This is a genomic window from Enterobacter sp. JUb54, assembly GCF_014298075.1.
Taxonomy (GTDB): Bacteria; Pseudomonadota; Gammaproteobacteria; order Enterobacterales; family Enterobacteriaceae; genus Klebsiella; species Klebsiella lignicola.
On the sequence record NZ_CP060418.1, the window covers coordinates 4,075,771 to 4,088,318 of the forward strand.

A 12,548-nucleotide genomic window follows, 5' to 3' on the forward strand; every position below is an offset into this window, starting at 1 on the left:
CTATATGCTCAGGCGGCGAAACACGCAAATGGCGCTGAGATTAAGTTGTTTAAAATCAGTTGATTGCTTTTCTATGTTACCCGCACTTTACGCCGGGAATCCACGGCGATCAGCACCACCGACGAGAGAATCAGCAGCGTGCCGAGCCAGTCCGGCAGCGTGAAGGTAATACCCAGCAGCAGCAGGGATAGCAGGGCGCTGCTCAGCGGTTCCGCACAGCTGAGGATCCCCGCCTTCGCGCCGCCAATCATCTGCGCGCCGTTTAAATAGAGGCTGAAGGTCAGCGAGGTGCCGATCACCACCAGATAGAAAAAGGCCAGCAGCAGGCGGCCGTTGACCACAAAGTTGTTGCCCTGACCGCCGTAGAACGGCAGCAGCATGGCGCCGCCCAGCAGCATACTCCAGCCGACGATCGGCAGCGTGCCGTACCGGGCGATAAGCGTCGAGGGATAGGTGGTGTAAAACGCGGCGGCAAAGGCCGAAGCGACACCCCAGAGCAGCGCCGAGGGTGAAATAGACAGCGTGGTCGGATTGCCGTGGGTCACCAGCAGGAACGTCCCGGCCAGCGACGTGCCGATCGCCGCCAGTACCAACGGGCGAGGGCGGGTTTTGCGCGCCAGCGCGAACCAGGCGACGATAATGGTTGGCGACAGGAACTGCAGCACCGTCGCGGTCGCGGCATTCGATTTCTCGATGGTCATCAGGAAGGTGTACTGCACGGTCAGCGCGCCGAACAGCGAGAAGATCAGCAGGCTCAGCGCATCTTTACGGTTTTGCAGGACGCGGAAAATTTTATCGCCGTGAACGAAGGCGAGCATCAGCAGGATCAGGCCAGCAAACAGCAGGCGCGTCATGGTCAGAAACGGCGATGACATCTGGCTTTGCTGCATAATGTACTGTGCACACACGCCGGAGCTACCCCATAGCACGGCGGCTATCAGTACGTTCAGCATCCCTTTTTTGCTGGAGCCCATCTTTTCCTCGAGTGAAATAGCGCAAAGCGGGCATCATAGCATGAGCCAGCGAGGAGCAACGGGCAGGAAATGGTAGTCGGGTCACAGGTGTGTTGGTGAAAAGCCAGGTATGCGGTAAACCATAAAAAATGCTGGCCACCTTAAGTGACCAGCATTACGCCATATTACGCCATGTGGCGGGTTAAATAATGTACACCGTGATGTATCCGAGCCGCGTCCTAGCTCAAATCAACGTTTTTGCTGCCGAACAGCCAGGTGCAGACAAAGCCGCACAGATAGGCCACCGCGAGCCCCGCGGCATAAACCGCCATGCCGGCGTAGATCCCGCTGGCGGAGGTCATCAGCGGTAGCGCCACCAGGCCAGACGGCCCGAACACCGTGTTCAGACCTACCGGCAGGCCCAGCCAGGCCACCAGACCGAGGAAGAAGCCGCCGCAGGCGCCGCCGATACAGGCGGTAATAAACGGCTTCATGCGCGGCAGGGTTACGCCGTAAATCAGCGGTTCGCCAATGCCGAGGAAGCCGGGAATAATCGCCCCTTTAATCTGCGTACGCAGCAGCGAACCGTGCTTTGCCCGCCAGTACAGCGCCAGCGCCGCGCCGACCTGCCCGGCTCCCGCCATCGCCAGGATTGGGAACAGCGAGTTAAAGCCCTGGGCATCGACCAGCGCAAAGTAGACCGGCACGAAGCCCTGGTGCACGCCGAACATCACCGCCAGCAGGAACAGACCGGCCAGCACGGCGGAGCCGAACGGGTTGCCGTTGAGATGCAGGAACAACCACGACATCCCGGTAAACAGCCAGCCGCCAATCGGCATGATCACGGTAAAGGTTACCGCGCCCATAATCAGCAGCGTCACCGCCGAGGTGAGGATCATATCGAGGTTGGCCGGCATGATCCGACGCACCTGTTTTTCCACCCACGCGCCGAGAATCGAGGCAATCAGCACGCCGATAATATTGCCGCGCGGGTCAATGCCGTGGCCAAAGAAGGTGGTGATCCCGGCATAAAATCCGCTGGTGGCTTCGGGGTTGTAGCCGAGGACGAACAGCGAGGCGATGATCGCGCCGTTGACCCCGGAACCGCCGAACGCCTTCTGGGCGTTATAGCCAATCAGGATGCTCAGGAAGGTGAACATCCCCTTGCTGAACACTTTCATGTAGCCGATCAGCGCCACCAGCGAGGCGCTGGGATGGGCGTTTTCCAGCACGAACATCTGCTCCGCCAGCGTCGCGAAGCCAAGCAGCAGGCCAACCGCGATAAAGCCGGGGATCAGTGGGGTAAAAATGGTGGCGAATTTGGCGAGAAACTTCTGCACGCCGCTGGTTTGCTTGCTCTTCAGCGCCTGTTTTTTCTCCGCCGCGACATCCGCCAGAGAAGGCGCGTCCGCGGGGGCGTCCTCCAGCATTCCGTTCATCATCTCTGCGGCGGTTTGCGCTTTGCCGGGGCCGAGCACTACCTGGAACTGTTCATCGCTGACGATAACGCCCATCACGCCTTCAATCTGGCGGATGGCGGCGCTATCGGCGAGCTGCTCATCACGTAAAGTTAAGCGCAGGCGGGTCATGCAGTTCCCCGCCTGGGCGACGTTTCCGGCTCCGCCAACATGGGTAAGGATCCGCGCTATCATCTCTTTATTTATTTTTGCCATTGCACGTTACCAGGTTGTCGGCGCTTAGGTATTGCTCAGCGCCTGGCGGATATAGCCGTTATTTTTGCTCAGCAGCGATTGCGCCTCTGCGGCGCTAAGATCCGCCAGCACCATCACAATGGCCGTTTTACAGTGGCGCTCGCAAGCGTCCAGCGCGGCAAGCGCGGTGGCGCGATCGCAGTCGGTCGCCTCCATCACGATGGATACCTGGCGCTCGATAAGCTTGGCATTGGTCGCTTCGACGTCAACCATCAGGTTGCTGTAGACCTTGCCCACGCGGATCATCGCGCCGGTGGAGATCATGTTCAGCACCAGCTTCTGGGCGGTGCCGGCTTTCAGGCGGGTAGAGCCGGTGACCACTTCCGGGCCAACGACCGGGGTGATGGCGACATCGGCCAGACGCGCCATTTCGCCATGCGGGTTGCAGCTGACGATGGCGACAAAAGCGTTCTGGCTGTGGGCATATTCCATCGCGCCAATGACATAAGGGGTACGCCCGCTGGCGGCCAGGCCAACCAGTACGTCGCGGTTGCTGAAGTTCAGGTTTTGCAGATCCTGCGCGCCCTGCGCTTTGTTGTCTTCGACGTTTTCGACGGCGCTGAGAATCGCTTTATGACCGCCGGCGATGATCCCCACCACCTGCTCCGGGCGGGTGCCGAACGTCGGCGGGCATTCGCTGGCATCGAGGATCCCGAGGCGGCCGGAGGTGCCGGCCCCGATGTAGATCAGCCGTCCGCCGTCCTGGATGGCGGCAGCCACTTTATCCACCACCTGGGCAATCTGCGGCAAATAGGGGGCGATCGCCTGGGCTACCTGCTGGTCCTCCTGGTTGATTACCGTCAGCATGTCGACGGTGGACAGGGTGTCTATATTGGCGCTATTGGCATTACGGCGCTCGGTCAGCAATGCGCTCAGGTCGATACTCATCATAAAACCTCATCAGTCACAGTTGAGATAGATTCTAAGGAATTAATTATTCCTTTCATGTGAAGGGTATCACGATTAAGACAGAAGGGATAAGCGGATATTTATAGGTATGGCGGGGTGTCGTGCAGTAATAATATTGGAATATTTTATTACTGCACGATGATTTAGCAGCTGGTGTTGCCTTTTTGCAGGCCGAAAAACAGGGCGATCAGATAGCTGATTGTCATGGCGATGCTCATTTTCAGCATCGTTTCACCGCCGATCCCGGCCAGCGGCGCGGCGATACCGCCGCAGACGAACATCAGGGTCCCCATCAGGGCGGATGCGGTGCCCGACTGGGCGCTGCTGACTTCGCTCATTGCTCTGGAGCCGGAAATCGTGCTGATGCCGCTCATGAAGGACACTGTGAAGAACAGGCCAGCCAGCGCCAGCCACGGCAGCTGCAGCCAGGCGAGGAGCAGCGTCAGCGTCGCCGACAGGACGGCCAGCGTCAGGCCGCGACGCAGCAGCATATCCGCATCGTAGTGGTGCGAAAGGCGGGAAAAAATCTGCGCGGCGATAATCAACCCGATGCCGTTCAGACCGAACAGCAGGCTGAACTGCAGGGCGCTCATGCCGTATTCGCTCTGGATCACGAACGACGATGACCCGATGTACGAGAACAGCCCCGCCATCATAAAGGCCTGAATCAGGCAGTAGCGCATAAAGCGGCGGTTTTTCAGCACCGGGGTATCGTGTTGCTGCGCTGCCGTCGCGGTGCCCTGGGCAGGACGCGTTTCCTGAAGCACCGCCAGGCTGACGATCAGCAGCACGGCACCGATACCGGCCATCGCCCAGAACAGAAAGCGCCAGTCGAAGGAGGTGGTGATGTACCCGCCGATCACCGGCGACACCACCGGGGCGATGCCGTTGACGGCCATCAGCAGGGCGAAGAACTGGGTCAGCTGGGTGCCCTGATATTTATCGCGGGCAATCGAGCGGGACAGTACCGAGCCGCCCGCCCCGGCGAAGCCCTGCAGGAAACGCCAGCCGATCAGCATATGTACGTCATAGGTCATGGCGCACATCGCCGATGAGAAGATAAACAGCAGCAGCGACAGCGCCAGCGGCTTTTTGCGCCCGATACGGTCGCTCAGCGGGCCAAAAAACAGCTGGCCCACGCCGAGGCCAATCAGCGCGGCGGTCAGGGAGAGCTGGGTCTGGGTGCCGGTGGCGCTCAGTTGCTGGGTTATGTCCGGTAGGGCGGGCAGATAAAAGTCGGTGCACAGCGGGCCGATGGCGGTGAGCAGACCGAGAATCAGCACCCATGAAAGAGAGATGCGTGGCATAAAAACTCCTTATGTCTGCCGGGCGAGAGCCCGGCAGGGATGACTTAGCTGGCGCCGCCTCCCAGCGATTGCCAGAGGGTGATGCGGTTTTCCAGATCGGTCTGTTGCAGCGAAATCAGCGTGGCCTTCGCCGACCACAGCGTGCGCTGGGCGGTCAGGACCGACAGATAATCACCGATGCCGGTCTGGTAACGACGCATCGCAATATCCAACGACGTCTGTTCCGCCGCGACGTACTCACGTTGGGCACTCAGCTGCTCGCTCAATGTTTCCCGGCGGGCCAGCGCATCGGCGACGTCCTTAAAGGCGCTCTGAATGGTCTTCTCGTAGGTGGCGATCAGCCCTTTTTTCTCCGCTTCGGCATAGCGCAGCTGCGCCAGATTACTGCCGCCGGTGAACAGCGGCAGGCTGATTGACGGGGCGAATGACCACACCGACATCCCGTGGCTGAACAGCGACGACAGCGCATCGCTGCCGACGCCGGCGCTGGCGGTCAGGGAGATAGTCGGGAAGAAGTTGGCCCGCGCCGAACCAATATCGGCGTTAGCGCTCTTCAGGTTGTGCTCTGCTTCCTGAATGTCCGGACGGCGCAGCAGCACCGATGACGAAACTCCTGCCGGCACCAGCACGATGCTGTTGTCGGCGAGGCTTTCCAGGGTGCCCGGGAGCAGGCTGTCCGGCACGGTGGTACCGGCCAGCAGGTTGAGGGCGTTTTTATCCTGGGCGACCTGAGTCCGATAGCTGGCAACGCTGGCGCGTGCCTGCTGATAAACGCTTTCCGCATCGCTGAGATCGCCGGCGGAGGCGGTGCCGACCGCCATCTGACGGGCGACGATTTTGCGCGAATTATCGGCGCTGGCCAGCGTCTCCTGGGCCAGCGCCAGGTTGCTATTGTCCGCCGCGAGGGTAACCCAGGCGGTGGTCAGGTCGGAAATCATCGTCAGGCGGGTGTTCTGCGCGGTGTATTCGCTGGCAAGCCAGGTTTCCCGCGCCGCCCGTGTCAGACTCTGATTTTTACCGAACAGATCCAGCTCGAAGCTGGAGACCGCCCCATCGGCCTGCGATGAGGAGGTCAGGCCGCTGTCTACCGTTTGACTGCGGGTATGGCTGAGCTCCGCATTCAGGGTCGGGAACAGCGTGGCGCGGGTTTCGCCAAGTTGCGCCCGGGCGGCTTCGATGTCGGCGATCGCTTTCTGCACGTCGCGGTTACTGGTCAGCGCCATGCTGACCACTTTGTTGAGACGCGCATCGTTGACAACCTGCTGCCAGTTGCCGACCACCGCGCTTGCTTCACCGTGGGTGCCGGGGAGCGTGGCGGGGATCGGCGCCGCCGGGCGGCTGTAGTCCGGATCGAGCGAGACACAGCCGGCGGTCAGGAGCGCGACAAACACTAACGTAAAACGAAACATAACTTACTCCTGAGTGGGGCGTCGGCGGGTGAACAGACGTTTCACCAGCACAAAGAACAGGGGAACGAAGAAGATCGCCAGCAGCGTGGCGGTCAGGGTCCCACCGATAATGCCGGTACCGATCGCCACACGGCTGTTGGCCCCGGCCCCGGTAGCGACCGCCAGCGGCAGCACCCCGGCGACAAACGCCAGCGAGGTCATCACGATAGGGCGCAGACGGGTTTGCGCCGCGCGCAGTGCAGCACGTGACAGCGAGTAGCCCTCATCAACCGCCGCTTCGGCAAACTCGACGATCAGGATGGCGTTCTTCGACGACAGGCCGATGGTGGTCAACAGCGCCACCTGGAAGTAGACATCGTTGCTGAGATCGCGCATCCAGGCCGCCAGCGCGGCACCGAGCAGACCCAGCGGGATAACCATGATCACCGAGAACGGCACCGACCAGCTCTCATACAGCGCCGCCAGGCACAGGAACACCACCAGAATCGAGATGGCGTAGAGGCTCATCGCCTGGCCGCTGGCCAGTTTTTCCTGCAGCGACAAGCCGCTCCATGCCCAGGTGGTTCCAGCTGGCAGGTTGTTGGCTAACGCTTCCATCTTGTCCATCGCTGCGCCAGAGCTGAAGCCGCTGGCGTTCTCACCCTGGATTTCAAAGGCGGCAGAGCCGTTGTAGCGCACCAGGCTTTCCGGGCCATACTCCCAGTGGGTGCTGGCGAAGGCGGAGAACGGCGTCATGCTATCGTCGCTGCCGCGGACAAACCATTTGTTGAGATCAGACGGGACGGCGCGCGCCTCGCTATCGCCCTGGATATAGACCTTTTTCACTCGGCCACGGTCGATAAAGTCGTTGACGTAGGTCCCGCCCCAGGCGCTGGAGAGCGTGTCGGTTACATCGCTCAGCGACAGGCCCAGCGAGACGGCCTTGTTGTTGTCGATGTCCACCTGTAGTTGCGGCATCTGCGGCAGGTCGTTGGCACGGACCGACTGGAGTTCCGTACTTTGATTCGCCGCCGCCAGCAGCTGGGTACGCATCTTCATCAGTCTATCGCGGTCGGTGCCGCCGCTGGACATCAGCTCGAAGGTAAAGCCGTTGCTTTGACCCAGGCCGTCCACCGACGGCGGGATCATCGCAAACAGGGAGGCATCGCGAATGCTGCCGAGCTCTTTGGTGGCGCGCAGGGCAATCGCCTGGGCGGTGTTTTCTGCCCCTTTACGTTCGGACCAGTTTTTCAGCGAGACGAAGGCCATCCCGGCGTTTTGTCCGCTGCCGCTGAAGCTGAAGCCATCGACGGTAAAGATAACGTCGGTGTTGTCTTTCTCTTTGGTCAGGAACCAGTCGGTGACCTGGCGGCGCACTTCTGCGGTTCGCACCGCGGTGGCGCCTGCCGGCAGGGTGTACTGGACCATGATTTCGCCCTGATCCTCGACCGGCAGGAAGCTGCCCGGCAGTTTCCACATCGCCAGCGCCATACCAGCGCAGATCACCGCGAAGGCCCCCATCATGATCACCGAGCGGCGCAGGCCGCCAATAACACGATGCTGATAGCCCTGTTCGGTACGGCCCCACAGGCGGTTAAAGGCGCCAAAGAAGCCGGTGGTATGCGGTTTGGAGTGGCTGAGCAGCGCGCCGCACAGCGCCGGGGTTAAGGTTAACGCCACCACCACCGACAGCATCATCGCGGAGATAATGGTCACCGAGAACTGGCGATAGATAACCCCGGTCGAGCCGCCGAAGAAGGCCATCGGCAGGAATACCGCCGACAGCACAAGGGCGATGGCGATCAGCGCCCCGGTGATTTCCCCCATCGATTTCTCGGTGGCTTCAAGGGCGGAAAGCCCTTCGTCACGCATGATACGTTCGACGTTTTCCACCACCACGATGGCGTCATCGACCAGCAGGCCGATGGCCAGCACCATTGCAAACAGGGTCAGGGTGTTGATGGAGTAGCCGAACAGCGCCAGCACGCCAAAGGTACCGAGCAGCACCACCGGCACCGCCACCGCCGGGATCAGCGTGGCGCGGAAGTTTTGCAGGAACAGGTACATCACGCAGATCACCAGCACGATGGCTTCAATCAGCGTTTGAATCACGTCCTCGATGGAGATTTTAATAAATTCGGTGCTGTCTTTCGGGTAGGCAATATCGTAGCCCGCCGGCATCTGGTGGCGGTACTCGTTGATTTTGTCCTTCACCAGCGTGGAGGTATCAAGGGCGTTGGCCCCTGGCGCCATCATCACCGCGATACCCGCCGCCGGGTGGCCGTTGAGGTTAGCCAGCGCGGTGTAATCTTCACTCCCCATCTCCACGCGAGCGACATCGCTGACGCGCACGACGGAGCCGTCGGATTTACTTTTGACGATAATATTCTTGAACTGATCGACCGTTTGCAGACGGGACTGGGCGCGCACGGTGGCGGTGAGCTGCTGCGCGTTCGAAGACGGCAGGGCGCCGATCTTGCCCGCAGAGACCTGCACGTTCTGCGCTTCAATGGCCGACTGCACGTCCGACGGCATTAGCGCGAAGGAGGCCAGTTTGGTCGGGTCCATCCAGATGCGCATGGCGTATTCGGCACCGAACACCTGCAGACTCCCGACCCCTTCGATACGCGCCAGCGGGTCCTGCATATTACTGACCAGCCAGTCGGAAATATCGGAGCTGGTGGCGCGGTTGGTTTTGTCATACACCGCGAGGATCAGCAGGAAGCTGCTCTGCGATTTTTCCACCGTCACGCCGGCCTGCTGCACTTCGCTCGGCAGACGAGATTCCGCCTGCTGAACTTTGTTCTGTACCTGCACCTGGGCGGTGTCCGGGTCGGTACCCTGCTCGAAGGTCACGGTAATGCTGACCGAGCCGTCGGAGCTGCTGGTGGAGGTAAAGTAAAGCAGGTTATCCAGCCCGGTGAGCTGCTGTTCGATAACCTGGGTCACGCTGTTTTCCAGGGTTTCCGCAGAGGCCCCGGTATAGGTGGCGGAGATTTTCACCGCCGGCGGCGCCACGTCAGGATACTGGGCAACCGGCAAGGTGCGGATGGCCAGGACCCCGGCGAGCATAATCAGAATCGCGATAACCCAGGCAAAGACCGGGCGTCGCACGAAGAAGCGAGAGAACATCAGGCATTGCCCCCGTTAGTGGTGGCTTCGACCGCTTTGACCTGCTGGCCAATGCTGACCTTCGAGGTGCCTTCGACAATCAGTTTATCGCCGGCCTTCAGACCGGTAACCACCAGCCATTTGTCGCCATAGGTTTCGCCGGTTTCCACTTCACGCTGTTCCACTTTGTTGCTGCTGTCGACGATCAGTGCGGTGGCGGTGCCTTTGGCATCGCGGGTAATCCCCTGCTGAGGCGCCAGAATCGCATCGTCCATGACCCCTTCATCGACGTGGGCGCGCACGAACATCCCCGGCAACAGGACGTGCTGCGGGTTAGGGAAGACCGCGCGCAGCGTGACCGAGCCGGTGGACTCATCCACCGCCACTTCCGTCAACGCCAGGCGGCCTTTCTCGCTATAGGTGCTGCCATCTTCCAGGGTCAGAGAGACGCTGAGGGTGTCGCTGTTGGTGGCCAGGGTCTGTTTGCGCAAGCGCAGCAGATCGACGCTGGAGCGGGTGAGGTCGACATACATGGTGTCGAGGCCGCGAACGGTGGCCAGCGCGGTATCCTGATCGGCAGACACCAGCGCGCCCGGGGTGACGGAGGAGATACCAATACGCCCGGCGATCGGCGAGGTGACGGTCGTCCAGTCGAGGTTGATGCGCGCGCTTTCGAGGGCCGCTTTTTGCGACTCTACGCTGGCTTTGTCCTGGTTACAGGTAGACATCGCATCGTCGGCATCCTGGCGAGACACGCCATTTTCCTTCACCAGCACCGCATAGCGCTGGGCTTTCTGACAGTCGGAGATCACCAGCGCCTGCGCCTGTTTCAGGGCGGCGGCGGATTGGTTGTAGGTCGCACGATAGCTGGAAGGGTCGATTTGATACAGCGCCTGTCCGGCTTTCACCATATCCCCTTCGGTAAACAGGCGTTTTTGAATAATGCCGCCAACCTGCGGGCGCACTTCCGCGCTTAGCGATGCCGTGGTGCGTCCGGTCAGCTCGCTGATCACTGAAACCGATTGATTTTTCAGGGTGACAACACCAACTTCCGGCGTCATCTGCGGGGGAGCGGATGTTTGCGCATTATCACATCCGCTGAGGAGTAATAGTGCCGCTGCGATGGGGAGTATTGTATATTTCATTATATATTCTCAGGATGAACGACGTCCTCCTCGTTATTTCAATAACGAGGTTGTGGCCAGCTGATGACGCATTTCCGCGAAACGGAAACGACGAAAAGGGAATGCAATATTCCCGTTCTATTGATGGTGGTTAATTATTTATCCGTTAATAACATAGTGGTTATTTCCCGATACAGTTTCTCGAGTATCTCTGGCTCTACGGTTTGCGGAACCAGGCGCCGATAAATCGTCCCTTCCATCATCACTGCGGTGACTTCTACGCAACAACGAACACGTTCCTCGCTGAGGTGCGGATAGGTCTTTTGTATGTGCGCGCAGGCGTTAGCAAACATACGTTTGTCGGCCTCGACCATCATGGCGGCGATTTGCGGGTTACGCGTCGCTTCTGCCGCCATTTCTAACATCAATGCGTCATCATCTTCATCCAGCGTTTCCCGGTGGGCAAGCACGCGGGGGATCTCATCCGTCTGGGTATTCCCGTCCATTTTAGTGATGCGGTAATCAATGATACGGCGGATCATTTCTTCAATGATGGCGTCTTTATTGGCAAAGTAACGATAGATTTGCCCGACGCTCAGGCTGGCCTGGCTGGCGATGTTCGCCATGCTGGCCCCGTGGAAACCATGATGGCGAAAGCAGTGGCGTGCGGCAGCGATGATCTCATCCTGTCGGCGTTTTTGTCGGTCGGCCAGTGCGCTGCTCATGGTGTTATCCTCGGAATGAAGAGTGAGAACGATCGTTCTCATTTTTCGTCATTATACGGTTTCAGCGAATGATGGAAAGGTTTTTTTGATTAAAAAAATGCTCAGGGAATTTACGCAGCAAATAATGGAGAAATTAAGTATTTTTTGTGAATTTAAGGTATAGGTATTTCTTATAAATATTCAATTATGGAGAATTAAGATGGCATTAATAATAACAAAAAGCATTAATCCGGCGGATCAGGAAGAGTTGTTCGCAGGACTACGAGAATATAATCTGCGGTATCTCGATGCGACACAATTTGGTGAAACCGGCGTCTATATCCGTGACGAAGCGGGGGTCATGTTGGGCGGACTGATTGCCAAAAGAAAGGCTAACTGGTTGTGTATTGACTATTTATGGGTCAGCGAGGCGCAGCGCGGCGGCGGCCTGGGCAGCCAGCTGATGCGTGAGGCGGAAAACCAGGCGCGGGAGGCGGGGTGTCGCCATGTGCTGGTCGATACCTTTAGCTTTCAGGCCCTGCCGTTCTACCAAAAACAGGGCTATCAGCTGCAGATGTCGCTCCCGGATTTCCCCCACGTCGGCATGGAGCGCCACTATCTCTCGAAGGCGCTATAGCCCTGCCGGGGAGTGCCGCTTCGTGGCCTATCCCGCAATGCCCTGTCGGAGCAGCGCCAGCGCATGGTCAACGATGTTCTGGCGGGTGATCGCCGCTAAACGTTCATCGGTACGCAGGCGCGAGAACGGCACCAGCACCAGGCTAATCAGCGAGGTAAACAGCAGCGCTGGCGACAGGGCCGGGTTGATTTTGCCCTCCTCCTGCCAGCGTGTGACCGTATTCAGCATCAGGTGATAGCGCTCTTCGCCGAAGCGGGCATGTATATGCTGGCGCAGCACCGGCATCTCGCCGATCATCTCCTGCATCCACAGGGGCGCAAACCAGGCGTGTTGCTCCGCCAGGGTGCCCAGCTCGTCAATCAGCAGCGTGAGGGCGGTGACCGGGTCGTCCGCATGGGCGACGAAAATCTTGCTGATCTGGTGACGCAGCGGCATGAAACGTTCTTCCAGCAGCTGGTCCACCAACGCTTCCCGCGAGCTGAAGTAGTAATGCAGCATCGCCGGGGTGACCCCCGCTTCTTTGGCGATCGCATTGAGCGAGGTATGGCCGATGCCCTGACGGGCAAACAGCGCAAGGGCAATATCCATTAGCTGTTCGCGGTTGGCCGTACCGGGTTTTTTACCCCGCGGACGGCCAGGGCGGCGAGGGACATCATTGTCTTTTTGTGCGCGCATTTCGGAATGTTCTCTTGACGTGATTCAT

The 12,548-nt window shown here is 59.5% G+C and carries 10 protein-coding genes; 1 reads left to right on the top strand and 9 read right to left on the bottom strand.

Features of this window, described 5'->3' with window-relative positions; genetic code table 11:
- Nucleotides 1-71: 71 nt before the first annotated feature.
- From HF679_RS18775 to HF679_RS18810, 8 genes are all read right to left on the bottom strand, one after another.
- Nucleotides 72-974 (bottom strand): EamA family transporter, encoded by a 903-nt coding sequence (locus HF679_RS18775; RefSeq protein ID WP_174509609.1) that lies wholly within the window; start codon nt 972-974, stop codon nt 72-74.
- A 218-nt stretch (nt 975-1,192) separates the two neighbouring features.
- Nucleotides 1,193-2,626 (bottom strand): PTS N-acetylmuramic acid transporter subunit IIBC, encoded by a 1,434-nt coding sequence (murP, locus tag HF679_RS18780; protein WP_123757055.1) that lies wholly within the window; start codon nt 2,624-2,626, stop codon nt 1,193-1,195.
- A gap of 24 nt (nt 2,627-2,650) precedes the next feature.
- Complete coding sequence (gene murQ, locus HF679_RS18785) at nt 2,651-3,553, bottom strand: N-acetylmuramic acid 6-phosphate etherase (RefSeq protein WP_123757377.1); 903 nt, start codon at nt 3,551-3,553, stop codon at nt 2,651-2,653.
- 164 nt (nt 3,554-3,717) lie between these two features.
- Nucleotides 3,718-4,881: a multidrug effflux MFS transporter gene (locus tag HF679_RS18790; RefSeq protein WP_123757056.1), complete on the bottom strand. Its 1,164-nt coding sequence runs from the start codon at nt 4,879-4,881 to the stop codon at nt 3,718-3,720.
- A 44-nt stretch (nt 4,882-4,925) separates the two neighbouring features.
- Nucleotides 4,926-6,290 (bottom strand): efflux transporter outer membrane subunit, encoded by a 1,365-nt coding sequence (locus HF679_RS18795; RefSeq protein WP_123757057.1) that lies wholly within the window; start codon nt 6,288-6,290, stop codon nt 4,926-4,928.
- Nucleotides 6,291-6,293: 3 nt separating this feature from the next.
- Nucleotides 6,294-9,401 (bottom strand): efflux RND transporter permease subunit, encoded by a 3,108-nt coding sequence (locus HF679_RS18800; RefSeq protein WP_187042285.1) that lies wholly within the window; start codon nt 9,399-9,401, stop codon nt 6,294-6,296.
- Nucleotides 9,401-10,525 (bottom strand): efflux RND transporter periplasmic adaptor subunit, encoded by a 1,125-nt coding sequence (locus HF679_RS18805; protein ID WP_123757059.1) that lies wholly within the window; start codon nt 10,523-10,525, stop codon nt 9,401-9,403. The genes HF679_RS18800 and HF679_RS18805 overlap by 1 nt, the downstream gene beginning before the upstream one ends.
- Nucleotides 10,526-10,659: 134 nt before the next feature.
- Nucleotides 10,660-11,229 carry a TetR/AcrR family transcriptional regulator gene (locus HF679_RS18810; RefSeq protein ID WP_123757060.1) on the bottom strand — a complete coding sequence of 190 codons (570 nt, stop codon included), beginning with the start codon at nt 11,227-11,229 and terminating at the stop codon, nt 10,660-10,662.
- A gap of 199 nt (nt 11,230-11,428) precedes the next feature.
- On the opposite strand from HF679_RS18810, the gene HF679_RS18815 reads away from it, so the two are divergent.
- The gene (locus tag HF679_RS18815) at nt 11,429-11,845 is read left to right on the top strand and encodes a GNAT family N-acetyltransferase (RefSeq protein ID WP_123757061.1); all 417 of its coding nucleotides are present in this window, start codon (nt 11,429-11,431) and stop codon (nt 11,843-11,845) included.
- A 27-nt stretch (nt 11,846-11,872) separates the two neighbouring features.
- On the opposite strand, the gene HF679_RS18820 is transcribed toward HF679_RS18815, so the two are convergent.
- A complete protein-coding gene (locus HF679_RS18820) occupies nt 11,873-12,520 on the bottom strand; it encodes a TetR/AcrR family transcriptional regulator (protein ID WP_123757062.1) in 648 nt (215 codons plus the stop codon).
- Nucleotides 12,521-12,548 lie beyond the last annotated feature (28 nt).